Origin of the sequence: Rhodanobacter sp. FW021-MT20 (assembly GCF_041107475.1) — a bacterium.
Classification (GTDB): domain Bacteria; phylum Pseudomonadota; class Gammaproteobacteria; order Xanthomonadales; family Rhodanobacteraceae; genus Rhodanobacter_A; species Rhodanobacter_A glycinis.
This window is the reverse complement of sequence record NZ_JBGBPX010000005.1, coordinates 54,829-80,674: the sequence shown is the minus strand read 5'-3', so window position 1 is coordinate 80,674 and position 25,846 is coordinate 54,829. Positions and strand designations below refer to the sequence as shown.

The following is a 25,846-nucleotide window of genomic DNA, read 5'->3' as shown; positions in this document are numbered from 1 at the left end:
TCATTGCCACCCGGATCGTCGACATGCGTGCAGCCCTTCTCATTCTGCTTGGTTTGGTCATCGGCATTCTTGGCACGGTTCCCGTGATGAACACGCTGAGTGAGCGCAATCCCATGCCCAAGGCCGTGATGACCACCATGGGTTATCACATGCACCAATTGAAGGGCGCGCTCAAGTCGCAGCGCTGCGAAGCAGCCGTGAGCCTGGACCAGCTGCAGCACATGCAGGTGATCGCCAGCGATATTCCCGCAGCTTTCCCTGGTGCGCCGCAGCCGTTCGTGGACGATGCCAACCACCTGCGCAGCGCACTGAAGGCCGCCGTATTGGCCGCGCCGGCGGATTGCCCCGCGCTGGCCACCGTGCTGGAACCGGTCGGCAAGGCCTGCCAGACCTGCCACCAGCAGTACCGCTAAGCATCCCGGCCAGCACGACAAGGCGCTCCTAGAACCGCACCTTGCCGCGTAACATTTGCCAGTACATCACCCAGTCGCCCATCAGGCTGTACAGCGGATGGCGGAACGTGGCCGGGCGGTTTTTCTCGTAGGCGAAATGCCCGATCCAGGCGAAACCGTAGCCGACCACCGGCAGCAGCCACAGCCATGCCAACCGCCCGCTGAGCAAGGCCAGCAACACGATCAGCAGCACCAGCGTGCTGCCGGCGAAATGCATGCGGCGACAGCGCCGGTCGCGGTGTTCGCCAAGATAGAACGGATAGAACTCGCGAAAGCTGGTGAACCCGGCCATGTGCGCCACCTCCCGCTCAGCGCTCCGGCAACGGGATGAACTCATCCTCGTCGCCGGCGACCTTGCCGAAACGCTGCTCGCGCCAGTCGTCCTTTGCCTGCTCGATCCGAGCCTGCGTACTGGCGACAAAGTTCCACCACAGGTGACGCTCGCCATCCAGCGGTGCCCCACCGAACAGCATCACCCGACTGGCCGAACGGGCACGCAGCGGTGGTGCCGGCGGTCCGGCCTGCACCGCCATCTGGCCATGGGCCAGCGACTCGCCGCCCCACTCCAGCACGCCATCGACCACATGCACGCCGCGCTCCGCGTGCTCGTGCGGCAGTTCCAGCACGGCACCGGCCTCGAGCCGCGCTTCGATGAAGAACATCGGCGCGAACACCTTCACCGGTGAAGCACGTCCGTAGGCATTACCGGCGATCAGCACCAATTCGGCACCCGGCAAGCGGATGCGAGGCAAGGCATCGGCCTCGTGGTGATGAAACTCCGGTGGCACGTCCTCGTCCGCCTTCGGCAACGCCACCCACACCTGTACGCCATGCATGCGCTGGCCACTGGCACGGGCCTCGGGCGGCGTGCGCTCGGAATGGGCGATGCCGCGGCCGGCCGTCATCCAGTTCACCGCGCCGGGACGAATGTCGGCCAGGCTGCCCAGCGTGTCGCGATGGCGAATCGTGCCGTCGAACAACCATGTCACCGTAGCCAGGCCAATGTGCGGATGCGGCCGCACGTCCAGGCCCCGTCCGGGGGCGAGGTCCACCGGCCCCATGTGGTCGTAGAACACGAACGGGCCAACGTGGCGTGCATCGAGCGCCGGTAGCAGGCGACGTACGGTGAAGCCATCGCCGAGATCGTGCAGGCGACCGTCGATGCGTTGCGGCGTGGCGTTCATCGGGACACTCCTTGAATCGGCAACACGGAAGCGTGTTACCAAGCCCGCCCATATTGCACCGGCGCGGCGATCTGCGCACCCAGCTCGCTGGCGGCGCGGCGCGGAAAATACGGATCACGCAGGCTCTCGCGCGCCAACGAGATCACGTCCGCGGCACCCTCGGCGAGAATGGCCTCGGCTTGCGCAGCCTCGGTGATCAATCCCACCGCACTGGTGGCGACGCCAGCCTCGCGGCGCACCTGCGCCGCAAAGGGCACCTGGTAACCCGGGCCCAGCGGAATCGTCACGTGCGGCACGAGGCCACCACTGGACACATCGACCAGATCCACGCCCAACGGCTTCACCATGCGTGCCAGAGCCACGCTTTCCTCCGGGGTCCAACCGCCCTCCGCCCAATCGGTGGCGGAAATGCGCAGCCACAGCGGCAGATGCTCGGGCCATACCTCACGCACCGCCACCACCACTTCGCGCAGCAAGCGGGTGCGGTTGTCGAAACTGCCGCCATAGGCATCGGCCCGGCGATTGCTCAGTGGCGACAGGAATTGATGCAGCAGGTAGCCATGCGCGCCATGCAGTTCGATCAATTGAAAGCCCGCGTCCAGCGCCCGTTGCGCAGCCGCGCGGAAATCCGCGATCACGGCACGGATACCGGCCTCGTCCAGGGCATGCGGCACATGCCAGCCGGTATCGAACGGCACGGCCGAGGGCGCAACCACCGTCCAGCCGCCCTTCGCCACGGCCACCGGGCCATGCCCTTCCCATGGGCGCTGGGTGCTGGCCTTGCGTCCGGCATGGGCCAGTTGCACGCCAGGGATGGCACCCTGCGCCGCGATGAAATCGGCGATCGGTCGCCAGGCGGCGAGCTGCGCGTCATTCCAGATACCGGTGTCCTGCGGCGAAATGCGGCCCTCGGCCGACACCGCGGTAGCCTCGGCAATGACGACCGCCGCACCACCCACCGCGCGACTGCCCAGGTGCACCAGATGCCAGTGATCCGGCAAGCCGTCGACGGCCGAGTACTGGCACATCGGCGCCACCGCGATGCGATTGCGCAGGGTCAGGCTACGTTGCGACAGGGGTTCGAAGAGCTTGGGCATCAGACGACCTTGTGGAGAGCGATATCTGGAAGTGCCTGCATCCCGCCGCCGCTTCAAGATGAATGTGGGTCCGGCGTGGCGAACGCAGTGTTCCGTCGATCGACCCAATGCGCGATGCGGGCGGCAATTTCCGCCGGCGTCTTCATCCACGTGAAGTGATCGGCAGGGTGGCCCGCGAGATCCGCCGGCTCGATCACGCCGACCTCATGTGCGGACCGTGGCATCTTGCCGAGCAGCCATTCCAGTGAAGCGGACGGCCCGAACCAGTCGTCGCGCAGGCGCAGGGCCATCACCGGCTGCTGCAGCTCGGACAGTCGCTGCTCGAAATCCACCGCCATGCCCGCCGCGGCATAACGTCCACTGCGACCGCTGCGCGCCCAGTCGGCAATGACGCCGCGTGCTTCGTTGCCGCCGAAACCGATCCGGCGGCCGGGAAGATGACCGCACAACCGGGCCAGCCACGGCGCCAGCACGTAGGCGGAACCGATCGCCGCACCGCGCCGGAAACGTCGCCAATAAGGTGCGCCACTGGCCACCAGCACGATGCCGGCGAAGGCCGTCGGATGCAGCGCCGCATACAGGCAGGACACTTGCCCGCCCAGACTGTGCCCGCCGATGTGGAACACGGCCTGTGGCCAGCGCGACCGCGCCGCCGCCAGGCCGGCCGGCAGATCGACCTCCAGCAGTTCGCGATAACCCCAGTCGCAGCGCCGACCTGCGCGACGATCACTCGAGCCGATCCCGCGCCACTCATGCAGCACCACAGCCACGCCATCAGCCGCCAGCGCCGTGGCCAGCGGCAGGTAATGCTTCGCCGGCACGCCGAGTGCAGGCAGCCAGTACAGCACATGCCGGGGCGATGACGCCGGCGCGAGCAGCAGCAATTCGAAGCGTGCGCCGTCGCGGGTGGTCACCGGCACGGCATCGGGCTCGGCCAGTGCCGGAGTGTCTGGCGAAACAGGGAGTGCGGTCATGGCCGCAGGCTAGCGAATCGACGCGCGCGACACAAAACCGTCCACGAAAAAGGCCGGCTTGCGCCGGCCTTCTCCGGTCGTGCATCGATGCGGTTCACTCCGGCGCGACTTCATCGGCCTGCAGGCCCTTCTGGCCCTGCACCACCTTGAAGCTGACCTTCTGGCCTTCTTTCAGGCTTTTGAACCCGGTGCCGGTAATGGCCCGGAAATGCACGAAGACGTCCGGGCCGTTCTCGCGGCTGATGAAGCCGAAGCCCTTGGCGTCGTTGAACCACTTGACGGTGCCAACTTCACGATCCGACATGACTCACTCACTCCGATCCGTTTCAACTCTGACTTGAGACCAGTCGACCCGCCCGGGTCGACGGCTTACTGGGCATGCTGAGGATCGAGTGGAGCGACACGGAAACGCAAAACCGCATCGGGGCACGCACGTGACCAAGCAGACACAGTGGCCCGAGGATAACTTATTTTTGAAATGCAAGTGCTGAAAGGCCACACAAGCCAAAATCCGGCCCCAAGTCATTGCCTGCAAACAAAAAAGCCGGGCATCGCTGCCCGGCTTTGCTGGTTCGAGCGCCGCGAGGCAATCAGACTGCAGCCACCTCGTCGGCCTGCAGGCCCTTCTGGCCCTGCACCACCTTGAAGCTGACCTGCTGGCCTTCCTGCAGGCTCTTGAAGCCGTTGCCGGTGATCGCGCGGAAATGCACGAAGACGTCCGGGCCGTTGTCACGGCTGATGAAGCCGAAGCCCTTGGCGTCGTTGAACCACTTGACGGTACCGATCTGACGATCAGACATAAAACACTCCACTAAGGTTTTCACGAAAAAACATAGACTCGACGACCGCCATCGGCGGCGTCTGCTTACTGGTGTGCAAGGAACCCTAGGGTGAGCGATGAAACGGATCACGATCAGCAGCATCGGGTCACATGACTCTGGTGACCCCGGCAAACACAGTACTCAAAGCGTAGCCGAAGTTTTTTTCGAATGCGACTCCCTCGCATCGCCGGGCCACGCTTGATTCAGGCCACCGCCAGCCGCCGATTTCAACTTCCTTTTACGCCGGTCGGATTAGGGTGAAGCCATCGCCCGCTTCCTGGACGCCCCGGGAGTCACTCATGAAACATTTCACGGTGCCGCGCTTTGCCACGGCGGCCTGCGCCGGGTGCGCCCTGTTGCTGGCGGCCTGCAGCCAGCAACCTGCTCGCCCGACGTCCTCGCCCCCCGTCCGGACGCACCACCACGTCCACCACCTTTCATCCGCGGCCGAAACAGCCCCCACCCCGTTGCCGTCACGCACCGGCATCCCGGTTTGCGACGCTTATCTGTCCACCTATATCGCCTGTCACCGTGCGGCCAACATCTTTGCCCCCGACCAGCTGCAAAGTCGCTACGAGACGATGCGCGACAGCCTGTTGCGCGATTCGCAGGACCCGGACATTCGTCCGCAACTGGCCAACCGCTGCGAGTCACTGCAGCAAAGCCTGCACGAGGCCCTGCACGGCAAATCCTGCGATGCGCCATTGCCATTGCCAATGCCGAGCAGCAGCTCGCACTGAGCGCCGGCCCCGAGATGATCATCCGGTTTCGGCAGCGTCCCACAGTGCCGCCCGCAACAGCGGCGCCAGCGCTGTCGGACGGCAGCGTCCCAGCCGCACTTGTGGCGTTTCGTGCCAGCGCGCAGTGCGGGTGATGGCCATGGCGAAATCTGCCACCAACCGGGAATCCGGTTCCACGCCTTCTTCCAGATATAGCGACTTCACCTCGAATACGCCCTCGGCACGATGCGCCTTGGCATCCAGCCGCCCGGCCAATCGACCGCGATGCAGGATCGGCAGCACGTAATAGCCGTACCGACGTTTCGGGGCCGGCACGTAGCATTCGATGCGGTAGTCGAAATCGAACATCGCAAGCAGACGGGCACGATCCCAGACCAACGGATCGAACGGCGACAGCAAGGCGGTATGCGTCGCACGCAAGCGTCCGGCACATGCCTTCGCCAGCATCGCGGCATGATCGGCATGCACGTAGCCGGGTTCCGTCCAGCCCGCCACCTCCACCGCCAGCAACTCGCCGGAGGCCAGCAACGGTTGCAGTTCCCGCGTCGTCACGCCCGGCTTCAGCCGGTAGTAATCCGCGATCCAGCGCGCCCGGGCCACGCCCAGCGCCCGCACGCTGTCCAGGATGAAACGCCGCCGCAAATCCTCGTGCGACAAGCCCGCGTCCGCCGCATCCAGTGGCGGGTTTAGCCGGGCCAGCACTCGCTCGGCCATATCGTAGACGCGCTGGAACCGGTCACGCCGCGCCACCATCAACTCGCCCGACGCAAACCATGCTTCCAGCCAGCGCTTTTCCAGCTTCCACTCCCACCAGCCGGAAGCCCCGCGATCGCTGCGCTCGAAATCAGCCGCGCGCACCGGGCCGTTGGCGCGGATGTGCGCGAGCAGCGCATCCATGTCCGCGGCGTGTTCGTCACGCATGCGCCGAGCATGCCGATGTGCCCAGTGACCATCGCGCTGCCCGCGCCAGGCGCGATGCAAGGCGACATCCGACGCCGGCACGAAACACGCTTCATGCGCCCAGCACTCGGCCAAACGGCCGCGCTCAAGCGCCTCGTCCAGCCATTCGGGCGGGTAATCGCCCAGACGCGCATGCAACACCAGGTACGGACTGCGCGCGACCACGTGGATGGTGTCGATCTGCAACAAGCGCATGCGCTCGACGATTGCCGGCACGTCGGTGCGCTTTGCCCGGCGACGCGGCGGCTGCAACAAGCCCTGCGCAGCCAATTGCAGGCAGCGCGCCTGATTCACCGACAACACCCCGGCCGGAGCTGAAGGTTTGCCCAACGTTCGCGCCATCTTCACAAAACTACCGCCGTCATCTTGAGTCCTTGTTGACGGAACGCTTGTTAGCGTACCTGCTGAGTCCGGAGACCTTGCATGGTTCTCGCACCCAGCGCCGTATCCCATATTGGCATGGAGTACCTACAATGAAATTGCGTACCGCTTTCCTCATTCCCCTGGCCGCCGGCAGTCTGCTGCTGGCCGGTAGTGCCCTGGCGCAGGATCAGTCCCAGTCGACCCCGACCAGCGACACCACCAGCACCACGTTCAACTCGCCCAAGGGCCAGGTGACGATCAACTCGCAGCCGGCCGCCGTGCCGGATGCCGGCCCGGCTCCGGACTTCGCCACGCTTTCCGGCGGCAAGAAGTCGATCACGGAAGCACAAGCCGCCGCCTACCCGCCGCTGGCGAACGATTTCGAATACGCCGACAGCAACCGCAACGGCTCGATCAGCAAGGCCGAATACCAGCGCTGGGTGAAACAGATGCATTGACGGCACGCCGGAAATTCCGGCTCAGCCTGGGGCCTTTTCAACGCCGATCACGCGCTGCCTGTGATCGGCGTTTTCTTGCCCGTCACGCCCACCCGCTAAAATGGCCGCCCCCCACGCGCCCGGACCGCGCCCTGAGGAGCCCTCCCTGATGAAACAGTCGACCGCCGTGCTTGCGGCCACGATTGCCGGCCTGCTGAGCATGGCCGCCCATGCGCAAAACCCGAATCCGATGGACATCCGTGCCTGCACGGCCATCGAAAGCGATGCGCAGCGCCTGGCCTGCTACGACAAGGCCACCGGCCGCGAAAACCTGCCTGCCGCGGAAAAGCGCAACGCCGAAAACACCGAGGCGCCTCCATCGATGGCCAGCCACGGCATCTTTTCGCACGAACACCGCATCGAGCCCGCTCCCACGAAGGTCGCCACGCCGCTGTCGTTGCTGGACACCCGGTGGGAGCTCTCGCCCGAGAGCAAACTAGGCACCTTCAATATCCGCGGCTACCAGCCGGTTTACGTGATGCCGGTGTTCGCCACCAGCAACCAGAACGATCGCCCCACCAGCCCCAATCCCGTAAACACGGTGCAGACACCGCAGGATCTCGACAACGTCGAGGCGAAATTCCAGATCAGCCTGAAGACCAAGGTCTGGCAAGGCGTGTTCGGCGATGCCGGCGACCTGTGGATCGGCTACACCCAGTCCTCGCGCTGGCAGGCCTACAACTCGAAGCTCTCGCGTCCGTTCCGCGAAACCAATTACGAGCCCGAAGCGATGCTGGTGTTCAACACCCATTACCACGTGCTGGGCTGGGATGGCCGGCTGCTCGGCATCGGCGTCGACCACCAGTCCAACGGCCGCTCCGATCCGCTGTCGCGCAGCTGGAACCGGGTGATCGCCGACTTCGGCTTCGAGCGCGCGGGATGGACGCTGATGATCCGTCCGTGGTGGCGCATTCCCGAGTCGCGCCAGGACGACAACAACCCCGACATCAGCGACTACATCGGCCGCGCCGACATGCAGTTGATACATGAATGGCACGGCCAGGAATTCGGCCTGATGCTGCGCCATTCGCTGCGCGGCGGCAGTCGCAGCCACGGCGCCGCCCGCTTCACCTGGAGCTTCCCGGTGGCCGGCAACGTGCGCGGCTACATGGAACTGTTCAAGGGCTACGGCGAAAGCCTGATCGACTACAACCACAACGCCACCTACCTCGGCGTGGGCATCTCGCTGCTCGACTGGTACTGACCCAACATCGCAAATGGCTCTGACGACGAAGGCCCGGGGCTTGCGCTCCGGGCCTTCGGATATCGTACGACGGTGAACCGTCGGGATGCGATCAGTGCTGGTGACCGCCTTCGCCGTGCACGTGACCGTGCTCGAGCTCTTCCTTGGTGGCCTCGCGCACGTCGGCCACTTCGATGGCGAAATGCAGGGTCTTGCCGGCCAGCGGGTGATTGCCGTCGATGTGCACCTTGCCGTCCTCGACCTTGGTGACGGTGACGTTGACCACGCCTTGCGGGCCCTGGCCCTGGAACTGCATGCCGGGCTGGATGTCTTCCACGCCCTGGAACGCCTCGCGCGGCACTTCCTGCATCAACTCGGCCTGGTGCTCGCCGTAACCTTCGGCCGGCGCCACATCGGCATTGAACTTGTCACCCGCCTTGCGGCCTTCCATCTGCTTCTCCAGACCCGGCACGATCTGGCCCTTGCCGTGCATGTAGGTCAACGGCTCGCGGCCATTGGAGCTGTCGATGACCTGACCTGCGTCGTCGGTCAGGGTGTAATGGAAAGCGGCAACGGTGTTCTGGGCAATCTGCATGAAAAATCTCACGGTTCGGTGAATTCGCCGGAGCTCATCCGGCACGAAAGTCCAAGCCTAACAGAGATGTGCCGATGGCACGGCCTGCAGCGGGGGGCCGGATTGGCGATACTGGCCGCCATGCGCACGCCTCGTTTTGCCCTCGCCCCGCTGCTGTACACCGCCCTTGCCGTTTCCGTCGCCGCCGCGCCGGTGGCCGTCCCGCCAACTGCCGCCGTGCCGCCCACCGCGCCTGCGGCTGTCGCGACACTGGATGCCCGGATCGATGCGCTGATCCATCAGCCCCGTTTCGCCCACGCGACCTGGGGCATCGCCGTGGTGTCGCTGGACAGCGGCCAGACGCTGTACACCCATCGTGCCGAGCACCTGCTGCTGCCTGCCTCCACCGCCAAGCTGTACACCGCCGCGCTGGTGCTCGATACGCTGGGCGCCGACTACCGCATTCCCACCCGGCTGCTGGGCACGAAACCGGTTCGACAGGGACGGCTGGACGGCCCGCTGATCCTGTACGGCATGGGCGACCCCACCCTCGGCACGGGCAGCAGCACCGACTGGGCCGATCAGCTGGCGGCACAACTGGCCGCGCATGGCGTGCGTCGCGTGCATGGCGACCTGATCGCCGACGACAGCTATTTCACCGGCCCGGCCGAAGGCGCCGGCTGGGAGGCGAGCGACCTGCAGAGCTGGTATGGCGCACCCACTTCCGCACTCAGCATTAACGAGAACATCGTCGCGGTGACCGTGCATCCGGCGGCGCATGCCGGCGAACCGGCCCGACTCGATGTCGATCCCGGCGATGCGGTGCCGTCGCTCGTCGACACCCTGACCACCAGCGCCGCCGGCACGCCCCCGGACATCAACCTCTATCGCGCCCCGGGCGCCTCCACCCTGTACGCCTTCGGCAGCACCCCCGTGGGCGCCAAGCCGCAACGCTACCGATTGGCGATAGCCGATCCGGCGCTGCTCGCCGGCCAGCGCCTGCAACGCGCACTCGCCGCCCACGGCGTGAAACTGGAGGGCCGCGTGCGCACTCTGCACTGGCCGCAGGACGACGCCTACCTGCTTGCCCACGCGCAGCCATTGGGCGAAGTGCTGTCGCCGCCGCTGCTCGACGTGTTGACCAGCGGCCTGAAGCGCTCGCAGAACCTGTACCTGCAGAACCTGCTGCAAATCGCCGGCGTCAAGGCCCGCGCCGAAGCCATGGCATCGCCCGATCCCGCATCACCCATCCCGAGCGGCTTCCAAAGCAGCGAGGACTGGGGCATCCGTGCGCTGTACGCACTGCTCGGCCGCATCGGCATCGCCCCCTCCTCCGCACTACTGGAGGAAGGCACCGGGATGTCGCGACAAGACCTGACCACCCCCGCCGCACTGGTGCGCCTGCTGCAATACCTTGCGGCCCAACCCTACGCCGCGCAGTTGCGCAGCGCGCTGCCGATTGCCGGCATCGACGGCACCTTGCAGTGGCGCATGCGCAACACCCCGGCCGCTGGCAACCTGCACGCCAAGACCGGCAGCATGACCTACGTCGACTGCCTCGCCGGCTACGTCACCAGCGCGGATGGCGAACACCTCGCCTTCGCCATCATGCTCAACAACTATCGACACCCCGCCGACGCCCCGCGCACCAGCGCCGACCTCGACGCCATCGCCGAGTTGCTGGCCAAACTCGGAGGCTGAAGTCGAACCCGCCAACTTGCCTGACCGCACAGCTGCCACGTCAACTGCTTATCAGGCGCACAGCCGAATCGCGATCAACAAGGCACTCTGCCAGCCTCCCGCAGGCAATATGCCCGAGGTCAGGCCAACGGCAGTTCTTTGGCAATCTTCTCCGGCGTGTCAGTGGGGGCGTAGCGCTTGCGCACCTGGCCGTCGGGGCCGACCAGGAACTTGGTGAAGTTCCACTTGATCGCCTCGCTGCCGAGAATGCCCTTGCCTTCGCTCTTCAGCCACTTGTAGAGCGGGTGGGTGTTCGCGCCATTCACCTCGATCTTGGCGAACAACGGAAAGCTGACCTCGTAGCTGGTGCTGCAGAAGTTGCGGATTTCGGCCTCGTCGCCCGGCTCCTGGTGGCCGAACTGGTCGCAGGGAAAGCCCAGCACCGCCACATCGCGGTCGCGATACTCGCGCCACAGTGCCTCAAGCCCCTTGTACTGCGGGGTGAACCCGCATTTCGAGGCCACGTTGACGATCAGCAGGGTCTTGCCCTGCCATTCGGCCAGCGAGCGTTCCTGGCCATCGATGTCGCGTGCGCTGAAATCGTAGATGCTGGTCATGTCGATGGATTCCACAAAGGGGAAAATGGCGGGATGGACGTATGGAAGTCTACGCCCAAGACGCGCATCCCCTAGAATACCCGCCCGCCCCACCGCTGAACCGCCGTGATCCGCTTTCTCGATGTCCACAAGTCCTACCGTGTCGACGGCCGGGACGTTCCCGCATTGCAACCGCTTGATCTGGAGATCGCCGACGGTGAAGTGTTCGGCATCATCGGCCATTCCGGCGCAGGCAAATCCACGCTGGTGCGCCTGATCAACCTGCTCGAGCGTCCCAGTGGCGGCCGCGTGCTGATCGACGACATCGACATGACCTCGCTGGACGAGCCGGCACTGCGCGCACAACGGCGGCGCATCGGCATGATCTTCCAGCACTTCAACCTGCTCGGCTCGCAGACCGTGGCGGACAACATCGCCTTTCCGCTGCGCCTGGCCGGCGAGCGTGATACGAAAGCGATCCACGCCCGCGTCGACGAACTGCTGGCGCGGGTGGGACTGCAAGCGCATGCCGACAAGTATCCGTCGCAGCTTTCCGGCGGCCAGAAACAGCGCGTCGGCATTGCCCGCGCGCTGGCCAACCGGCCGTCCATCCTGCTTTGCGACGAGGCCACCAGCGCGCTCGACCCGCAGACCACCGGCGACGTGCTGGCACTCCTGGCCGAGATCAACCGCGAACTGAAGCTGACCATCGTGCTGATCACCCACGAGATGGACGTGGTGCGCCGTGTCTGCGACCGCGTGGCCGTACTGGATGCCGGACACGTCGTGGAAACGGGGACGGTCGCCGACGTGTTCCTGCATCCGCGCCACCCCACCACGCGCCGCTTCGTGGAGGAGGCGCTGCCGGAAGAAGCCGCCGGTACAAGGCAAGCGCCCTACGCCCACGTGCCGGGCCGCATCCTGCGCCTGTCCTTCCGCGGCGAGGCCACCTGGACCCCAACCCTGAGCCGGGTGATGCGCGACACCGGGGTCGACTTCAACATCCTCGCCGGCCGCATCGACCGCATCAAGGAATTGCCGTACGGGCAACTCACGCTGGCGCTGGATGGCACCAACGTGGACGCCGCGCTGGACGCGCTCCGCACCGCCGGCATCGAGATTGAGGAAGTCGCTTCGCTGGAGAACCTGTCATGACCGCCGTCCCGCTGCTGCACACCCTGTTTCCCAACATCGACGATTGGGGCGAACTGGGCCGCGCCTGCATCGATACCCTGCTGATGCTGGGCGGCTCGCTGGCGCTGACTGTGTTGATCGGCCTGCCACTGGGCGTATTGCTCTACCTCACCGGCAAGGGCCAGTTGCGCGCGATGCCGAAACTGTACGGCCTCACCGCGCTGGTGGTGAACGTGCTGCGCTCGGTGCCGTTCATCATCCTGATGATCGTGCTGATGCCGGTCACCTACTTCCTGGTCGGCACCAAGCTGGGCATCCGCGGCGCGATTCCGCCGCTGGTGATCGGTGCGGCCCCGTTCTTCGCCCGGCTGGTGGAAACCGCGCTGCGCGAAGTGCAGGACGGCGTGATCGAGGCGGCCCAGGCGATGGGCGCCAGCACCTGGCAGATCGTGCGACACGTGTTGCTGCCCGAGGCTCGTGCCGGTATTGCCGCCGGCATCACGGTCACCGCCATCGCCCTGGTCGGCTATACCGCGATGGGTGGCGCGATCGGCTCCGGCGGTCTTGGCGATCTGGCCTATCGATATGGCTACCTGAGCTACGAATCGGACTATATGGTGGTCACGGTGGTGCTGCTGATCGTGCTGGTACAAGGGCTGCAGGTCATTGGCGACCGCGTGGTGGCACGCCTTTCACGCCACTGAAAGTCGTTTTGCATCTGGACGTATGGACGGCTATTCTTTTGCACCGCACAAGAGAATGCCTTCCATGAAACTGCTGATCCTCGCCATCGTCGCCACCCTGGGGCTGCTGTTGCTGGTCGGCTGCTCGTCGAACGACGAGGAAGACAGTCATATATTGACCGTAGCCGCCACCGCCATACCGCACACGGAGATTCTCAAGCAGGTCAAGCCGATCCTGGCCAAGGAAGGCGTGGATCTGAAGATCAAGGTATTCGCCGACTACGTGCAGCCGAACATGCAGGTGGTCGAGAAGCATATCGACCTCAATTACTTCCAGACCAAGCCCTACCTGGATGCCTTCAACCGTCAGCACGGCACGCACCTGGTCACCATCGTCGGCGTGCACATCGAGCCGTTCGGCGCGTATTCGCACCGCTACAAGAACATCAACCAGTTGCCTGACGGCGCCACCGTGGCCATCCCCAACGATCCCAGCAACAACAGCCGCGCCCTGCTTCTGCTGGCAAAGCACGGCCTGATCACGCTGAAGGACCCGTCCGATGCGCTGGCCACGCTCAAGGACATCACCGCCAACCCCAGGCACCTGCAGTTCAAGGAACTGGAAGCGGCGATGCTTCCGCGCACGCTGGACGAGGTTGACCTGACGCTGATCAACACCAACTACGCGCTGGCCGCCGGCCTCGATCCGCAGAAAGACGCCCTGCTGATCGAGGACAAGGATTCACCCTATGTGAACTATCTGGTCGGCCGCCCCGACAACAAGGACGATCCGCGCGTGCAGAAGCTGGCCAAGGCACTGACCAGCCCGGCGATCAAGGCGTTCATCGAGAAGAAGTACCACGGCGCGGTGCTGCCGGCGTTTTGACGCGCAACCCTCAGAAACACTTCGAACAATCCGCTTTTGTAGGAGCGCACCCTGTGCGCGAATGCCTTTGACTCCGATCAAGCGCCAAAGCATTCGCGCACAAGGTGCGCTCCTACACGGCTTCGGTGAGGTTTTCGGGGCAGCTCGCCTCAGCCCTGCGCCGCCGGAATCTCGAACACCTGCCGAAGGTAGGCCACGTAAGCCTTGTCCTCGCACATGTTCTTGCCGGGCGAGTCGCTGAGCTTGGCCACCGGCTGGCCGTTGCAGCGGATCATCTTGATCACGATGTTGAGCGGCTCCGGGCCCACGTCGTTGCTGAGGTTGGTGCCCACGCCGAAGGCCAGCAGGCAGCGGCCGCGGAAATGCTCGTACAACTGCATCACCTTGGGAATGTCCAGGCCGTCACTGAAAACCAGTACCTTGGTGCGCGGGTCGACGCGGTTGGCGCGGTAGTGCGCGATCATCCGCTCGCCCCAGTCGAACGGATCGCCCGAATCGTGGCGGGCGCCGTCGAACAGCTTGCAGAAATACATGTCGAAGTCGCGCAGGAACGCTTCCAGCCCGTAGACGTCCGACAGGGCAATACCGAGATCACCCCGATATTCCATGGCCCAGGTTTCCAGCGCGGATACCTGTGAGTCGCGCAGCCGCGGCCCCAGCGCCTGATGCGCCTGCAGGTATTCGTGCGCCAGCGTGCCCAGCGGAACCAGGCCGAGCCGCCGTGCAAACCACACGTTGCTGGTGCCGGCCAATTGCTTGTCGAGGCCGTCGCGCAGGGTGGTGAGCACCTCTTCATGCCACACCCTCGAGAAACGCCGGCGGGTACCGTAATCGGCAATGCGGCAGTGCTCGTAATCCGGCGTCTCGTGCAGCAGGGCGATCTTGGCCTGCAAGCGGCGCCGCCCCTCGGCCAGATCCAGCCCCGGCTGCGTGTTGCGGAAGTACACCTCGTTGACGATCGCCAGCAACGGCACCTCGAACAGGATCGTGTGCAGCCACGGCCCGACGATGCGGATCTCGATCTCGCCGTTGCCGGCCTCGGCCGGCTCGATGGTCACGTACTTGGCATTGAGCTGGAACAAGCCCAGAAAATCGACGAAATCGCTCTTGATGAAGCGCATCTCGCGCAGGTAGTCCAGCTCGTCGGTGGTGAAGCGCAGGCTGCACAGCGCGGCCAGTTCGGCGCGGATCTCGTCGATGTACGGCACCAGCTCGATGCCCGGGTTGCGGCACTTGAAACGGTATTCAACGTGGGCAGCAGGGTAATGATGCAGCACCACCTGCATCATCGAGAACTTGTACAGATCGGTGTCCAGCAACGATTCGATGATCATGGATCGTCCATGTGATGCGGGGATTCGCCAGCCCATGAGCCGGGCCCGGGGAACGGGAATCCCGATTATCCCCGTCACCGGCCGCATGATCCATTCGACGAACCGGCACCCAGGCATAAAAAAACCCCGCGCACCAGGGGAGGGGCACGCGGGGTCTGTCAGGTCGGCGTCCTTGGGGAGGATGGTGCCGGCCCCTCAGCGGCGCGATGTTCTGCCCCGCTTCTTGTCGCCGTCACGGCGATACGATGAATTAGTGTGGTCGCCGGGAGGAAAGTTCAAGGGCTGCGTTTATCCACCAGACAGGCACCGGACTCCCCGGCACCTGCCGGCCCGACCGCTACAATGCCGGGGTTTGTCGCCGGAGAACGCCATGTTGATGCGCTGGATATGCGCACTCGCGCTATGCCTTGCCCTGCCAGCCCAGGCCGCCCAGTTGAAAATCGACCTGGGCCATGGCGTGACCGTACTGACCACGGACCAGTTGCTCCACCGTGCCGATGCCCGCAGCGTGACGATTCCGGGTGACGTGGCCTACCAGCGCACCATGCATTACCGCGCCGTGCCCTTGCGCGCGCTGCTGCCCGGACTGGCCCCGGACGATCATCTCCGGTTCGCGGCATCCGACGGCTTCAGCGCCGAGATTCCCGCCTCCGCGATCCTGAATCGGGAGGGTTCGCAAGCCTGGCTGGCCGTGGAAGCCACTGCGGTGCCATGGCCTGCCCTGCCCGGCAACACCCGCAGCGCCGGCCCGTTCTACGTGGTCTGGACTCACCCCCAGGCCGCACATATCGGCTCGGAACAATGGCCTTACCAACTCGCCTCGATCCGGCGCATGAACGGCGTGGATGCACGCTTTCCGGCCATCGTGCCCGGCGCCTCGGTGCCCAAGGACAGTCCGGTACGACGCGGCTTCGCGGTATTCAAGCGCACCTGCTTCGCCTGCCACACGCTCAACGGCGAAGGCGACGCCACGCTGGGACCGGATCTCAACCTGCCCTACAACCCCACCGAATATCTGCGTGCCGACCTGTTGCGCGCCTTCATCCGCAACCCGCAATCGCTGCACCGCTGGCCCGGAGCGAAGATGCACGGCTTTCCCACGCAGGCGTCGCTGTCGGATACCGACCTGGATGCGGTGCTGGACTACCTGCGCTACATGGCGAAGCACAAGGCTGCGCACTGAGATCAGCCGGTCGGGACAGCCGCCACCATCGGCTGCAACGTTTCGTCACGCTGCGCTTTCGACTCATGCGCCAACGCGCGCACACGACCATAGAACGCGGGCCATTTCCGGTCGCTTTGGCGAAACAGCTCGGCGAAAGCCGGCGTCCACTGGTCGTACAGGCCGAACGGCAGCAGCCTCGCATTGTTGATCGGCTTGGCCACCCAGGCGTCGTAGCGATGATCGCCGGGCCAGTGCGCATCGCGCCATGCCGCGTAGCGCTGGCGGAATGCGGCGATCTCGCGCTGCTTGCCCGCTTCCATGGCCTCGACCTCCTCGCCGCTGGCGTAGAGTTTTTTGAGCCTGTCGCGCAGATCCAGCACCAGCCGGGTGAAGCCTTCATCCATCGCCTGCGCCTTGCCATCTGTCGGCGGCAAGCCACGTGACGCGCGCCATTCGCGCAATCCCTCGCGCTGCACGAAGGTAGCGAAGGATTCATTGAAGGCGGTATCGCCCTTGGCGTAGATCAACTGATGCGCCAGCTCATGGAAAATGGTGCTGGCCAGTTCGTCGTTGTCCCAGCGCAGCATGCTGGACAGGATCGGATCGGCGAACCAGCCCAGCGTGGAATACGCCGGCACGCCACCCACGTAGACGTCATCGCCCCTGGCCCGCTGCCGTGCGGCATCGGCATCCGCGCGCGCCTCGCTGAACCAGCCTCGGTAGGCCACGCAACCGGCAAACACGAAGCAGTGTTGCACCGCCTGCACGGAAAAGCGCGGCGTGGCGAACACGTTCCACACCACGAACGGGCGGTGCAGATCCACGTAATAGGTGTAGCTACGGTTGTCGGGCAGCCCGAGCGCCTGCGAGGCGAAGCGCCGGGCGCGCTGCGACAATTCCAGCCGGGCCGCCAGCGCCGGTGGCGTGGCCGGGTCGTGCAACACCTTGTCGATCGCCCGGCGATGCAGCAGCAACTCGCCTTCACCATGCGTGACGTGGACGTAGTAGCCAAGGTTGGTGCAGGCCGACAGCAACAGGCTCACCGCGCTGAATGCGATGAGCCTGATCGAAAATGATGGATACGGGGATTTGCCGCGGCGGGTCATGTTGTCATTGTGACGCAGCGGAACACCTCAGGACGACTCTCCGCGCCGCACAACCACGCCCGAACCGCTTGCCGGGCACTCAATGGCCGTCGTGGTGATGGCCGCCGTGTCCGCCATTCCAATGTCCGCCACCATGACCATGCGAGGGCGCCGGACGACCGTGCCCTCCGTGGTAACCATGCCCGTAGTCGGAACGCCCACGATAACCGCCGCGATAGTAACGATGGCCACCCCGGTAGTAGCGATGTCCGCTGTACCAGACGCCACCGACGGTGATGCCTGGCGCCCAGCAACAGCCGTAGCCGCCGTAATACGGCGAGGCGTAATAGCTGCTGTCATAGATCACGGACGGGCCGCTGCCGTAATAGGCACCCCCCGTATAACCGTTGCCGCGCACATAGCTGTAATCGGGCGACACGTAGCAGCCGGACAGCAGTGCTGTGGCGCAAAGAATGGACAAGCCGGCAATCAGACGTTTCATGGGCAGACGTTTCATGGCGCTCCCTCCAGGAAGGCACGACACCACGCTGGCACCGCACGATTGAACCGATACTGAGCGAACGGCACCGGATGTCGCACTTCTGCACGACACCTGTATGACAACACTTGCCGCGACACGTTCCGTCGCCGCGGATTCCGGTTCAGCTTTTGCCGCGCTTCATGCCTTCGCCGCGCGCGTGCGCCAGGCCGATGCCATGCGGCGCATCGCCAGATGCATTCGCATGCGAAGGCAGTTCGTCGTGCACATCGGACTCGGGATGGTGTGCCTGCGCTTCCGCGCCCGGCCAGTTCGGTCCGTTCTGCACGCGTTCGCGCTTGGCTTCCAGCAAGGCCTGGATCTGCGCCACCGCCTCTTCCTGGGTGATGTGTGCCGGCGCCGCAGGCGGTGCCTTGCGCGTGGAAGCCGCCTTCTTCGCGACGACCTTGCGTACGGCCTTGCCTGCCGTCTTCGGAGCCACGGCCTTCTTGCCGGCGGTTTTCCTGACGGCGGCCTTTTTGGCCACGGCCTTCTTCGCTACGACCTTCTTCGCCGCGGATTTCTTCACCGGGGTCTTTCTTGCCGAAATCTTTTTCGCAGCCACTTTCTTCGTACTGCGCTTCCTGACCGGCGATTTTGCCGACGCCGACTTCCGCACCGCGGCCTTCTTTGCGACTGTCTTCTTTGCGACAGTTTTCTTTGCAACAGCCTTCCTGGCTGTCGTCTTCTTCACCGCGGCTTTCCTTGTCGCGGCCTTTTTCGCCGCCACCTTCCGTGCCGGGGTCTTGCGCGTTGCGGCAGCCTTCTTTGCCGCCTTTCGCGGAGAAGACTTGCTGGCTGCCGTCTTGCGTGTCGCGGTGACTTTCTTCTTCGGCGCAACCTTCTTTGCCGAAGCCTTCTTTACGGCCTTTTTCGCGGCCGGTCGTGTCGTTGCGTGCTTGCCTGCGCTGGTCTTTCTGGCCGAGGATTTCTTCGCGGCCGACTTGCGTGTCGTTGCCATGCGTACTTACTCCTGCGGTGATGGGCAGCCCAGTATGGGCATTGCCATGATGACTCGAACGTGAGCGTACGTCCCGTGTCAAAAGTGGGGTTGTGACAGTGCCGCCAGAAAATGCGGCAACACCCGCGGATTCATCACGATAGTGAATACCACGCCATAGGCTGCACCCCAGAGATGCGCACTGTGGTTGACGTGATCCTGTCCGCGTCGATCCATGTAGATCGAGTAGGCCGTGTACAGCACCGCATAGATGATCGCCGGCATCGGAATCACCAGCACCAGGATCTGCGACCACGGTGCAAACAATATGTAGCCGAACAACACGGCAGAGACGGCGCCCGAAGCGCCGAGGCTGTAGTAATTCGAGTTGTTGCGGTTCTTCAGATAGGTCGGCAGGATCGATACCAGCAAGCCGCCCAGGTAGAACAACCCGAAACCGAATATGCCCATCGACGCGTTGTAAACCGGTGCCATGGCCCGCCCGAAGAAGAACAGCGTGAGCATGTTGAAAAACAGATGGGTACCATCGGCATGCACCAGACCGTAGGTCAGCAGGCGGTAATACTCGCGCTTGCGGGCGACCGCCGGCGGCCACAGGATCAGGTCATCCATCACCTGGCGGTTCTTGAAGGCGATGAACGAAACGATGCACGTGACCGCGAGAATCAGGATCAGCACGAGCGACATAGGACAATTCCGAACATGGACATGAATCCGCCCATCTTCGCGTTCACGCCTGCGCTTGTCGACCGCTAGAATGCGCGCTCCCCCTGCGGCCACTGTCGCCTGCCATCGCCATGACCCCGATTCGTTACCTGCACCTGGACGTCTTCGCCGCCAGCCACGGCGGCGGCAACCACCTTGGCGTGGTCACCGACGCGCGTGGCTGGAACGACGCGCGGATGCAGCGCTTCGCGCGCTGGAACAACCTGGTGGAAACCACCTTCCTGCTGCCGCCTGACGACCCGAAAGCCAGCTACCGCGTGCGCATCTTCACGCCGCACAAGGAAATCCCGTTCGCCGGCCATCCCAGCATCGGCAGCGCGCATGCCGCGCTGGAATGCGGGCTGGCCGCACCGGTCGATGGCCTGCTGTGGCAGGAATGCGGCGCCGGCGTGTTGCCGATCCGCGTGGAAGGCATCGGCGCCGACCGCTGCCTGCTGCTGCAATCGCCCGGCGAACGCGTGCTGGAAACCGGTCACGATGCGCATCCGCTGCTGGGTGCCGCGTTGGGCGGCATCGGCAGCGGCATCCTGCCGCCGGCACTGGTCGATGGCGGCCGGCGCTGGTGGCTGGCCGAAGTGGAGAGCGAATCGGCACTGCGTGCGTGGCAACCCGACCACAGCGCCATCGGCGCCCTGGCCAAGGCCAGCGACAGCATGGGCTTGTGCGCCTTCGCGCGCGTCCAGGGGACGTCCCGTGTGGATGGCGATCAGCCCGACTACCAGCTGGTGGTGCGCGCCTTCCCGGCCGGCGTGGGCATCGTCGAAGACCCGGCTTCCGGCGCGGCCAACGGCCTGATTGCCGCGTACATCGCCCAGGCCGAACCGCACGGCCCGCTGGCCGGCGGTTACACCGTCAGCCAGGGCCGCGAGATCGGGCACGACGCGTGCCTGATCGCACACATGATGGACGACGCGGTATGGATCGGCGGCCGCACCCACGTCATCGTCGACGGCCACCTGCACTGGGACGGCAGGTGAACGCGAACGCGCAGATCTGGGTGGATGCCGACGCCTGTCCTGTGGCGATCAAGGACATCCTGTTCCGCGCCGCCGAGCGCGAGCAGATCCCGGTAACCCTGGTCGCCAACCAGTATCTGCGCACCCCGCCCTCGCGCTTCATCCGCGCCGTGCAGGTACCGGGCGGATTCGACGTGGCCGACAACGAAATCGTGCTGCGCGTCGTCGCCGATGACCTGGTGGTGACCCAGGACATTCCGCTCGCCGCGCTGGTGATCGGGAAAGGCGCGCTGGCGATCGATCCGCGCGGCGAATTGCATACGCCCGAGACCATCGCGCAACGCCTCACCATGCGCAATTTCATGGACGAACTGCGCGGCAGCGGCGTCGACACCGGCGGCCACGCGCCCTTCCATGCCCGCGACAAGCAGGCCTTCGCCAACCAGCTCGATCGCTGGCTCACGCAGCGGCGTCAGGCGCGCCATTGAGGCTGCCGCCGGACCCAAAAACCTCCGCAAGATATTCACAACCCTGCTCGCCACCCGTAGGAGCGCACCCTGTGCGCGAAAGGCTCCTGGTGGAAGTATCGCGAAAGCCCTTCGCGCACAGGGTGCGCTCCTACAGGTGGAAATGGTCGCATGGCCGCAGGAAGGCCAGACAGACGTTTACGCCACCTGCCCGGCCGCCTGCCCCGACGCCCATGCCCACTGGAAGTTGTAGCCGCCCAGCCAGCCGGTGACGTCGACCACCTCGCCGATGAAGTACAGCCCGGGCACGAGTTTCGACTGCATGGTGCTCGACGAAAGGCCATCGGTATCCACGCCACCCAGGGTGACCTCGGCGGTGCGGTAGCCTTCGGTGCCGCTGGCGACGATGGGCCAGTCGTGCAGTTGTCGGCCGATCTCATGCAGATCGGCTTCGCGGTACTGACGCATCGGACGGCTTTCGAACGCGGGGAGTGGCCATGGATGGCCACTGCTTTGAGGAGCGAGGAACCCGCGCTCGCACAGGCGTTGGGCCAGGCGTTTCGGCAGCACGTCGGCCAGCACGTTCTTCAGTTCGGCGGCGGGCCGGGCAACGCGCTGCTCGTTGAGCCAACCGCCGGCATCAAGATCGGGCAGCAGGTCGACGCGCAAGTCGTCGCCGGGCTGCCAGTACGAGGAAATCTGCAGGATCGCCGGGCCGCTGATGCCGCGGTGGGTGAACAGCATGCCGGCACGGAAGCGGCTTTTGCCGACCCGGCTTTCGACCATGGGAAGTGCCACGCCGGCCAGATCCTCATAACGCTCCTGATGCTTGCCGCTCAAGGTCAGCGGCACCAGGCCGGCGCGGACCGGCAACACCTCGTGGCCGAACTGGCGTGCCAGTTCGTAGCCGAAGCCGCTGGCGCCCATGCTGGGTATCGACAGTCCGCCGCAGGCGACCACCAGTGACTCGGCATGCACTTCGCCACGCGCCGTGCGCACGCTGAAACCCTCGTCATGGCGGCGCACGCGCTCGACCGCGCAACCGGTCTCCACGCGCACGCCCGCAGCGCTGCATTCGTCCAGCAACATGCGCACGATCTGCTTGGAGGAGTCGTCGCAGAACAGCTGGCCCAGTTCCTTCTCGTGGTAGGCGATGCCATGTTTTTCCACCAGCGCGATGAAATCCCAGGGCGTGTAGCGCGCCAGTGCCGATTTGGCGAAATGCGGGTTGGCCGACAGGTAATTGGCCGGCGTCACGCCCATGTTGGTGAAGTTGCAGCGCCCGCCGCCGGACATCAGGATTTTCTTGCCCGCCTTGTTGGCGTGGTCGACCACCAGCACGCTGCGTCCACGCTGGCCAGCAGCGATGGCGCACATCAGGCCCGCGGCGCCCGCGCCGACGATCAATACATCCACTTTCAAGGGTTCACCATTTGCACTGTCGATCATCCGTTGGGCCTGGATTGCGCCTCGCCGGAATGACGGTGAGGGATACGCAGCATTATCGCTCAGCGGCATCGCTTACACTGTCGGCCTGTTTTCCCGGGAATCACCGCCATGCCTTCCTTCGACGTCATTTCCGAAGTCGACAAGCACGAACTCACCAATGCCGTGGACCAGGCCAACCGCGAGCTGGCCAGCCGCTTCGATTTCAAGGGCAGCGATGCGAAGTTCGAGCTGGACAAGTTCGAGATCACCCAGAGCGCACCCAGCGAATTCCAGCTGCAGCAGATGCTGGACATCCTGCGCGCCCGGCTGATCTCGCGGAAGATCGACGTTCGCGCGCTGGACGTGGCCGATCCGGAGACCAACCTGGCCGGCGCACGCCAGAAGATCACCGTGAAACAGGGCATCGAGCAGCCGGTCGCGAAGAAACTGGTGGCCGAACTGAAGGCCGCCAAGCTGAAGGTCGAAGCGCAGATCAACGGCGACAAGCTGCGCGTCACCGGCAAGAAGCGCGACGACCTGCAACTGGCCATGGCCCTGTTGCGCAAGTCCGAGGTGGAACTGCCGCTGCAGTTCGACAACTTTCGCGACTGAACCGGCGCAGGCTCAGCCCAGGCCGCCCACCACGCTGACGCTGATCGCCAGGATGAACACGTTGAAGAAGAACGCCACCACGCTGTGCATGAGCGTGAGGCGGCGCATGTGCCGACCACTGACGGTTACGTCCGAGGTCTGGAAGCACATGCCGATGACGAACGAGAAATACACGAAATCCCAATAGTCGGGCTTGGGCGTGGAAGGAAATTCCAGGCCGCCGGCCTGGCTGTCGTCCTCGCCGTAGAAGCTGTGCGCGTAATGCAGCGCGAACGTGGTGTTCATGAACAGCCATGACAGGATCACGCTGCCCGCCGCCACGCCAATCGCCGCCACGCCGCCCGCCTTGGCCGCATGCAATTCGGTCGCCAGCGCCACCAGCACCACCATCGACACCAGCACGGCGACCGCCAGCGTGGCATGGCGCCCCGTGTCCTGCAATCGGGCCTGGCGTGCCAGGCGGCCATGGTTGGAGCGCGTGAACATGCGCGCCAGCGCGATCAGATAGAGCAAGGCACCGACATCGAAAGCCAGCAGCATTGCCAGGGACGTTCGGGTTCCGCCCAAGGCCAACAACGTACCGACCACCACGAAAATCACGGTGGATGTCATCAACCTTGGCCGCACACGGACGTAGCGCAGCGGGTGCCAGCGGCGATGGGTGGCAGCGCCCTCCACGGGCGTCGACTCGGGTGGTTCGGTCACGGGCTTTCCTGCATTCGGATACGGCAACGGGCAACGGGTGGCTTCAGGCGAGCAGGTCGTCGTACTCCGGATGGCGCTGCACCCAGACGGAGGCGTAGCTGCACGCCGGCACCACCTTCCAGCCCTGCGCCCGCGCCGTTTCCATCGCTGCACGTACCAGCGCCCCGGCCAGCCCGCGCCCGCCGACCGCCTCGGGCACGCCGGTATGGGTAATGGTCATGACCCCGTGTTCCAGCGTGTAGTCCAGCTCGCACAGCGAGCCGTCGACGAGGATCTCGAAACGATGCGCGGAAGCGTCATGGCGGACGTCGGGCGTCATGCTGTTTTTCCTGAGTGGCACATAGCCGCGCAGCATACGCCCAGCCGGCGGAAAACGGGCGTGAAACCGGCATCTCGCGACGTTCGCGCGACTTGCACGCAAACCGGTCCATGCTGGCCTCCCTTGAACATGGGGCTTATCGATGATCACGCGATCCGCCACCGCCGTCTGGCAAGGCAATCTGAAGGGCGGCAAGGGCAACATTTCCACCCAGACCGGGGTGCTGCGCGACGCGCCCTACGGTTTTCGTTCCCGCTTCGAGAGCGGCCCGGGTACCAATCCGGAAGAGCTGCTGGGCGCCGCCCACGCCGGCTGCTACTCGATGGCGCTGGCACTCGGGTTGGAAAGCGCCGGGATCACGGCCGAACGGATCGAGACGCGCGCCGACGTCACACTGGAGCAGGAAACCAACGGTTTCAGCATTACCGCCATCCGCCTGACCTGCCGCGCCCGCATCCCGCGCATCGACATTGCCATGTTCGAGCAGATTGCCGAAGCGACCAAGCAGCACTGCCCGGTCTCCAAGGTATTGAACGCGCGCATCACGCTCGATGCGCGCCTCGACGGTTAGCAGAAGCGATCCGTTTTCGCCTCAACCCGCCGCCTGCAATCGCACCGGCGCGAATCCATCCACGGCCAGCGCGCGGCGTCGGCGCACGGCCTGCGCCAACCGTTCCAGCACGCGTACGGACTCGTCCCAGCCAAGGCAGCCATCGGTGACGCTCTGGCCGTAAGCCAGCGGCTGGCCCGGCACCAGTTCCTGGCGACCGGCGTTGAGATGGCTTTCCACCATCACCCCGACGATGCGCCGCTCGCCCGCCTCGATCTGTCCGGCGATATCCGCTACCACGCGCGGCTGGTTCTCCGGCTTCTTGCTGCTGTTGGCGTGGCTGGCGTCGATCATCACATGCGGCTCCAGGCCACTCTTGCCGATCGCGGCGCAGGCCGCATCCACGCTAGCCGCATCGTAGTTCGGCGTCTTGCCGCCACGCAGGATCACATGGCAATCCTCGTTGCCGCTGGTGGCCGCGATGGCCGTGTGCCCGTCCTTGGTCACGGCCATGAAATGATGCGGTTGCGAGGCTGCCTGCACGGCATCCACCGCGATCTTCACGTTGCCGTCGGTGCCGTTCTTGAAGCCCACCGGGCAGGGCAGCCCCGAGGCCAGCTCGCGATGCACCTGGCTTTCGGTGGTGCGCGCGCCGATGGCGCCCCATGCCACCAGGTCGGCGATGTACTGCGGCGTGATCATGTCCAGGAACTCGCAGCCGGCCGGCAGTCCCAGTGCATTGATGTCGCACAGCAGGTTGCGCGCCAGCCGCAGGCCCTTGTCGATGCGGCAACTGCCATCCAGCTCCGGGTCGTTGATCAGCCCTTTCCAACCCACCGTGGTGCGTGGCTTCTCGAAGTACACGCGCATCACGATCTCCAGTTCGCCGGCATGGCGAACACACTCGACGGCAAGGCGCGTGGCGTACTCGAATGCGGCGTGCGGATCATGGATCGAGCATGGCCCGATGACCACGGCCAGGCGATCGTCGCGACCGTGCAGGATGTGGTGCAGCGCCTGGCGCGACTCGCTCACGGTGGCAAGCGCGTTCTCGTCGGGGGCATGCTCGCGCATCACTTGGGCGGGGGTGGGCAATTCCCTGATCTCGCGGATGCGCAGATCGTCGGTGTGGCTGGACACGGTGGACTCCTTGGGTGGTTTCCGGCGGCCAACAAA

31 protein-coding genes are annotated in these 25,846 nt (G+C 65.0%); 13 read left to right on the top strand and 18 right to left on the bottom strand.

Annotation, left to right across the window (positions count from 1 at the left end; translation table 11 throughout):
- The first annotated feature begins 23 nt into the window (after positions 1-23).
- Positions 24-413, top strand: coding sequence for a cytochrome c (locus AB7849_RS08010; protein ID WP_008211879.1), 390 nt, complete (start codon positions 24-26; stop codon positions 411-413).
- Between the two features lie 28 nt (positions 414-441).
- Here the strand turns inward: AB7849_RS08010 and AB7849_RS08005 are convergent, their stop codons facing one another.
- The 6 genes from AB7849_RS08005 to AB7849_RS07980 all read right to left on the bottom strand — a co-directional run bounded on the left by AB7849_RS08005 (position 442) and on the right by AB7849_RS07980 (position 4,507).
- A complete protein-coding gene (locus AB7849_RS08005) occupies positions 442-744 on the bottom strand; it encodes a DUF962 domain-containing protein (protein WP_008211882.1) in 303 nt (100 codons plus the stop codon).
- 16 nt (positions 745-760) lie between these two features.
- Entirely contained in the window at positions 761-1,636 is an 876-nt protein-coding gene (locus AB7849_RS08000; RefSeq protein WP_369500811.1) for a pirin family protein, read from the bottom strand.
- A gap of 35 nt (positions 1,637-1,671) precedes the next feature.
- On the bottom strand, positions 1,672-2,733 hold the full coding sequence (locus tag AB7849_RS07995) for an NADH:flavin oxidoreductase/NADH oxidase (protein WP_369500810.1): 1,062 nt from the start codon (positions 2,731-2,733) through the stop codon (positions 1,672-1,674).
- A 53-nt stretch (positions 2,734-2,786) separates the two neighbouring features.
- Positions 2,787-3,707 (bottom strand): alpha/beta hydrolase family protein, encoded by a 921-nt coding sequence (locus AB7849_RS07990; RefSeq protein ID WP_369500809.1) that lies wholly within the window; start codon positions 3,705-3,707, stop codon positions 2,787-2,789.
- A 94-nt stretch (positions 3,708-3,801) separates the two neighbouring features.
- Entirely contained in the window at positions 3,802-4,011 is a 210-nt protein-coding gene (locus AB7849_RS07985; RefSeq protein WP_008211891.1) for a cold-shock protein, read from the bottom strand.
- A gap of 286 nt (positions 4,012-4,297) precedes the next feature.
- Positions 4,298-4,507 carry a cold-shock protein gene (locus AB7849_RS07980; RefSeq protein ID WP_008211894.1) on the bottom strand — a complete coding sequence of 70 codons (210 nt, stop codon included), beginning with the start codon at positions 4,505-4,507 and terminating at the stop codon, positions 4,298-4,300.
- A gap of 320 nt (positions 4,508-4,827) precedes the next feature.
- Here AB7849_RS07980 and AB7849_RS07975 point away from each other — a divergent pair, with 320 nt between their 5' ends.
- A complete protein-coding gene (locus AB7849_RS07975) occupies positions 4,828-5,268 on the top strand; it encodes a hypothetical protein (RefSeq protein ID WP_081491768.1) in 441 nt (146 codons plus the stop codon).
- 18 nt (positions 5,269-5,286) lie between these two features.
- Here AB7849_RS07975 and AB7849_RS07970 read toward each other — a convergent pair whose 3' ends face one another.
- Complete coding sequence (locus tag AB7849_RS07970) at positions 5,287-6,531, bottom strand: winged helix-turn-helix domain-containing protein (protein ID WP_008211898.1); 1,245 nt, start codon at positions 6,529-6,531, stop codon at positions 5,287-5,289.
- A gap of 170 nt (positions 6,532-6,701) precedes the next feature.
- On the opposite strand from AB7849_RS07970, the gene AB7849_RS07965 reads away from it, so the two are divergent.
- Entirely contained in the window at positions 6,702-7,049 is a 348-nt protein-coding gene (locus tag AB7849_RS07965) for a hypothetical protein (protein ID WP_008211900.1), read from the top strand.
- A 148-nt stretch (positions 7,050-7,197) separates the two neighbouring features.
- Positions 7,198-8,292: a phospholipase A gene (locus tag AB7849_RS07960; protein WP_092700319.1), complete on the top strand. Its 1,095-nt coding sequence runs from the start codon at positions 7,198-7,200 to the stop codon at positions 8,290-8,292.
- A 91-nt stretch (positions 8,293-8,383) separates the two neighbouring features.
- Here AB7849_RS07960 and AB7849_RS07955 read toward each other — a convergent pair whose 3' ends face one another.
- Complete coding sequence (locus tag AB7849_RS07955; protein ID WP_008211906.1) at positions 8,384-8,866, bottom strand: FKBP-type peptidyl-prolyl cis-trans isomerase; 483 nt, start codon at positions 8,864-8,866, stop codon at positions 8,384-8,386.
- A 120-nt stretch (positions 8,867-8,986) separates the two neighbouring features.
- Between AB7849_RS07955 and dacB the strand changes: the two genes are divergently transcribed.
- Complete coding sequence (dacB, locus tag AB7849_RS07950) at positions 8,987-10,546, top strand: D-alanyl-D-alanine carboxypeptidase/D-alanyl-D-alanine endopeptidase (protein WP_369500804.1); 1,560 nt, start codon at positions 8,987-8,989, stop codon at positions 10,544-10,546.
- A 119-nt stretch (positions 10,547-10,665) separates the two neighbouring features.
- Here dacB and AB7849_RS07945 read toward each other — a convergent pair whose 3' ends face one another.
- The gene (locus AB7849_RS07945) at positions 10,666-11,142 is read right to left on the bottom strand and encodes a glutathione peroxidase (RefSeq protein ID WP_008209611.1); all 477 of its coding nucleotides are present in this window, start codon (positions 11,140-11,142) and stop codon (positions 10,666-10,668) included.
- A gap of 105 nt (positions 11,143-11,247) precedes the next feature.
- Between AB7849_RS07945 and AB7849_RS07940 the strand changes: the two genes are divergently transcribed.
- The 3 genes from AB7849_RS07940 (at position 11,248) to AB7849_RS07930 (ending at position 13,824) form a co-directional block, all read left to right on the top strand.
- Positions 11,248-12,276, top strand: coding sequence for a methionine ABC transporter ATP-binding protein (locus tag AB7849_RS07940; protein ID WP_008209614.1), 1,029 nt, complete (start codon positions 11,248-11,250; stop codon positions 12,274-12,276).
- Complete coding sequence (locus tag AB7849_RS07935; RefSeq protein ID WP_008209617.1) at positions 12,273-12,959, top strand: methionine ABC transporter permease; 687 nt, start codon at positions 12,273-12,275, stop codon at positions 12,957-12,959. The genes AB7849_RS07940 and AB7849_RS07935 overlap by 4 nt, the downstream gene beginning before the upstream one ends.
- Before the next feature lie 64 nt (positions 12,960-13,023).
- Positions 13,024-13,824, top strand: a complete 801-nt coding sequence (locus AB7849_RS07930) for a MetQ/NlpA family ABC transporter substrate-binding protein (protein WP_008209619.1) — start codon at positions 13,024-13,026, stop codon at positions 13,822-13,824.
- Between the two features lie 149 nt (positions 13,825-13,973).
- On the opposite strand, the gene pncB is transcribed toward AB7849_RS07930, so the two are convergent.
- The gene (pncB, locus tag AB7849_RS07925; RefSeq protein ID WP_008209621.1) at positions 13,974-15,158 is read right to left on the bottom strand and encodes a nicotinate phosphoribosyltransferase; all 1,185 of its coding nucleotides are present in this window, start codon (positions 15,156-15,158) and stop codon (positions 13,974-13,976) included.
- Positions 15,159-15,528: 370 nt separating this feature from the next.
- On the opposite strand from pncB, the gene AB7849_RS07920 reads away from it, so the two are divergent.
- Positions 15,529-16,341 (top strand): c-type cytochrome, encoded by an 813-nt coding sequence (locus tag AB7849_RS07920; protein WP_008209622.1) that lies wholly within the window; start codon positions 15,529-15,531, stop codon positions 16,339-16,341.
- A gap of 2 nt (positions 16,342-16,343) precedes the next feature.
- Here the strand turns inward: AB7849_RS07920 and AB7849_RS07915 are convergent, their stop codons facing one another.
- The 4 genes from AB7849_RS07915 to AB7849_RS07900 form a co-directional block, all read right to left on the bottom strand.
- Entirely contained in the window at positions 16,344-17,366 is a 1,023-nt protein-coding gene (locus tag AB7849_RS07915) for an aminopeptidase (RefSeq protein WP_369500801.1), read from the bottom strand.
- Positions 17,367-17,508: 142 nt separating this feature from the next.
- On the bottom strand, positions 17,509-17,925 hold the full coding sequence (locus AB7849_RS07910) for a hypothetical protein (RefSeq protein ID WP_008209628.1): 417 nt from the start codon (positions 17,923-17,925) through the stop codon (positions 17,509-17,511).
- A 145-nt stretch (positions 17,926-18,070) separates the two neighbouring features.
- Positions 18,071-18,907: a histone H1-like repetitive region-containing protein gene (locus tag AB7849_RS07905; protein WP_081491717.1), complete on the bottom strand. Its 837-nt coding sequence runs from the start codon at positions 18,905-18,907 to the stop codon at positions 18,071-18,073.
- A gap of 78 nt (positions 18,908-18,985) precedes the next feature.
- Positions 18,986-19,594: a rhomboid family intramembrane serine protease gene (locus AB7849_RS07900; RefSeq protein ID WP_008209634.1), complete on the bottom strand. Its 609-nt coding sequence runs from the start codon at positions 19,592-19,594 to the stop codon at positions 18,986-18,988.
- A gap of 110 nt (positions 19,595-19,704) precedes the next feature.
- On the opposite strand from AB7849_RS07900, the gene AB7849_RS07895 reads away from it, so the two are divergent.
- Complete coding sequence (locus AB7849_RS07895) at positions 19,705-20,610, top strand: PhzF family phenazine biosynthesis protein (RefSeq protein WP_008209635.1); 906 nt, start codon at positions 19,705-19,707, stop codon at positions 20,608-20,610.
- Complete coding sequence (locus AB7849_RS07890) at positions 20,607-21,077, top strand: YaiI/YqxD family protein (protein WP_008209637.1); 471 nt, start codon at positions 20,607-20,609, stop codon at positions 21,075-21,077. Before AB7849_RS07895 ends, AB7849_RS07890 begins: the two co-directional genes overlap by 4 nt.
- Positions 21,078-21,254: 177 nt before the next feature.
- Here AB7849_RS07890 and AB7849_RS07885 read toward each other — a convergent pair whose 3' ends face one another.
- Complete coding sequence (locus AB7849_RS07885) at positions 21,255-22,505, bottom strand: NAD(P)/FAD-dependent oxidoreductase (protein ID WP_008209639.1); 1,251 nt, start codon at positions 22,503-22,505, stop codon at positions 21,255-21,257.
- Between the two features lie 108 nt (positions 22,506-22,613).
- Between AB7849_RS07885 and AB7849_RS07880 the strand changes: the two genes are divergently transcribed.
- A complete protein-coding gene (locus tag AB7849_RS07880; protein WP_008209641.1) occupies positions 22,614-23,096 on the top strand; it encodes a YajQ family cyclic di-GMP-binding protein in 483 nt (160 codons plus the stop codon).
- A gap of 12 nt (positions 23,097-23,108) precedes the next feature.
- Here the strand turns inward: AB7849_RS07880 and AB7849_RS07875 are convergent, their stop codons facing one another.
- Positions 23,109-23,801: a DUF1345 domain-containing protein gene (locus tag AB7849_RS07875; protein WP_008209643.1), complete on the bottom strand. Its 693-nt coding sequence runs from the start codon at positions 23,799-23,801 to the stop codon at positions 23,109-23,111.
- Between the two features lie 43 nt (positions 23,802-23,844).
- Positions 23,845-24,120, bottom strand: coding sequence for a GNAT family N-acetyltransferase (locus AB7849_RS07870; protein WP_008209646.1), 276 nt, complete (start codon positions 24,118-24,120; stop codon positions 23,845-23,847).
- 142 nt (positions 24,121-24,262) lie between these two features.
- Between AB7849_RS07870 and AB7849_RS07865 the strand changes: the two genes are divergently transcribed.
- Positions 24,263-24,691, top strand: coding sequence for an OsmC family protein (locus AB7849_RS07865; protein ID WP_008209648.1), 429 nt, complete (start codon positions 24,263-24,265; stop codon positions 24,689-24,691).
- A gap of 21 nt (positions 24,692-24,712) precedes the next feature.
- Here the strand turns inward: AB7849_RS07865 and AB7849_RS07860 are convergent, their stop codons facing one another.
- Entirely contained in the window at positions 24,713-25,810 is a 1,098-nt protein-coding gene (locus tag AB7849_RS07860) for a 3-deoxy-7-phosphoheptulonate synthase (RefSeq protein ID WP_369500794.1), read from the bottom strand.
- Between the last annotated feature and the right edge of the window lie 36 nt (positions 25,811-25,846).

Excerpts from the sequence above, each read along its gene's own strand:
- AB7849_RS07930 (WP_008209619.1), top strand. The coding sequence starts at position 13,024 with ATGAAACTGCTGATCCTCGCCATCGTCGCCACCCTGGGGCTGCTGTTG.
- AB7849_RS07885 (WP_008209639.1), bottom strand. The coding sequence starts at position 22,505 with ATGATCGACAGTGCAAATGGTGAACCCTTGAAAGTGGATGTATTGATC.
- AB7849_RS07965 (WP_008211900.1), top strand. The coding sequence starts at position 6,702 with ATGAAATTGCGTACCGCTTTCCTCATTCCCCTGGCCGCCGGCAGTCTG.
- AB7849_RS07865 (WP_008209648.1), top strand. The coding sequence starts at position 24,263 with ATGATCACGCGATCCGCCACCGCCGTCTGGCAAGGCAATCTGAAGGGC.
- AB7849_RS08005 (WP_008211882.1), bottom strand. The coding sequence starts at position 744 with ATGGCCGGGTTCACCAGCTTTCGCGAGTTCTATCCGTTCTATCTTGGC.
- AB7849_RS07920 (WP_008209622.1), top strand. The coding sequence starts at position 15,529 with ATGTTGATGCGCTGGATATGCGCACTCGCGCTATGCCTTGCCCTGCCA.
- AB7849_RS07955 (WP_008211906.1), bottom strand. The coding sequence starts at position 8,866 with ATGCAGATTGCCCAGAACACCGTTGCCGCTTTCCATTACACCCTGACC.
- AB7849_RS07960 (WP_092700319.1), top strand. The coding sequence starts at position 7,198 with ATGAAACAGTCGACCGCCGTGCTTGCGGCCACGATTGCCGGCCTGCTG.
- AB7849_RS07945 (WP_008209611.1), bottom strand. The coding sequence starts at position 11,142 with ATGACCAGCATCTACGATTTCAGCGCACGCGACATCGATGGCCAGGAA.
- AB7849_RS07990 (WP_369500809.1), bottom strand. The coding sequence starts at position 3,707 with ATGACCGCACTCCCTGTTTCGCCAGACACTCCGGCACTGGCCGAGCCC.
- AB7849_RS07905 (WP_081491717.1), bottom strand. The coding sequence starts at position 18,907 with ATGGCAACGACACGCAAGTCGGCCGCGAAGAAATCCTCGGCCAGAAAG.
- AB7849_RS07995 (WP_369500810.1), bottom strand. The coding sequence starts at position 2,733 with ATGCCCAAGCTCTTCGAACCCCTGTCGCAACGTAGCCTGACCCTGCGC.
- AB7849_RS07870 (WP_008209646.1), bottom strand. The coding sequence starts at position 24,120 with ATGACGCCCGACGTCCGCCATGACGCTTCCGCGCATCGTTTCGAGATC.
- pncB (WP_008209621.1), bottom strand. The coding sequence starts at position 15,158 with ATGATCATCGAATCGTTGCTGGACACCGATCTGTACAAGTTCTCGATG.
- AB7849_RS07985 (WP_008211891.1), bottom strand. The coding sequence starts at position 4,011 with ATGTCGGATCGTGAAGTTGGCACCGTCAAGTGGTTCAACGACGCCAAG.
- AB7849_RS07935 (WP_008209617.1), top strand. The coding sequence starts at position 12,273 with ATGACCGCCGTCCCGCTGCTGCACACCCTGTTTCCCAACATCGACGAT.
- AB7849_RS07975 (WP_081491768.1), top strand. The coding sequence starts at position 4,828 with ATGAAACATTTCACGGTGCCGCGCTTTGCCACGGCGGCCTGCGCCGGG.
- AB7849_RS07895 (WP_008209635.1), top strand. The coding sequence starts at position 19,705 with ATGACCCCGATTCGTTACCTGCACCTGGACGTCTTCGCCGCCAGCCAC.
- AB7849_RS07910 (WP_008209628.1), bottom strand. The coding sequence starts at position 17,925 with ATGAAACGTCTGCCCATGAAACGTCTGATTGCCGGCTTGTCCATTCTT.
- dacB (WP_369500804.1), top strand. The coding sequence starts at position 8,987 with ATGCGCACGCCTCGTTTTGCCCTCGCCCCGCTGCTGTACACCGCCCTT.
- AB7849_RS07880 (WP_008209641.1), top strand. The coding sequence starts at position 22,614 with ATGCCTTCCTTCGACGTCATTTCCGAAGTCGACAAGCACGAACTCACC.
- AB7849_RS08000 (WP_369500811.1), bottom strand. The coding sequence starts at position 1,636 with ATGAACGCCACGCCGCAACGCATCGACGGTCGCCTGCACGATCTCGGC.
- AB7849_RS07900 (WP_008209634.1), bottom strand. The coding sequence starts at position 19,594 with ATGTCGCTCGTGCTGATCCTGATTCTCGCGGTCACGTGCATCGTTTCG.
- AB7849_RS08010 (WP_008211879.1), top strand. The coding sequence starts at position 24 with ATGCGTGCAGCCCTTCTCATTCTGCTTGGTTTGGTCATCGGCATTCTT.
- AB7849_RS07980 (WP_008211894.1), bottom strand. The coding sequence starts at position 4,507 with ATGTCTGATCGTCAGATCGGTACCGTCAAGTGGTTCAACGACGCCAAG.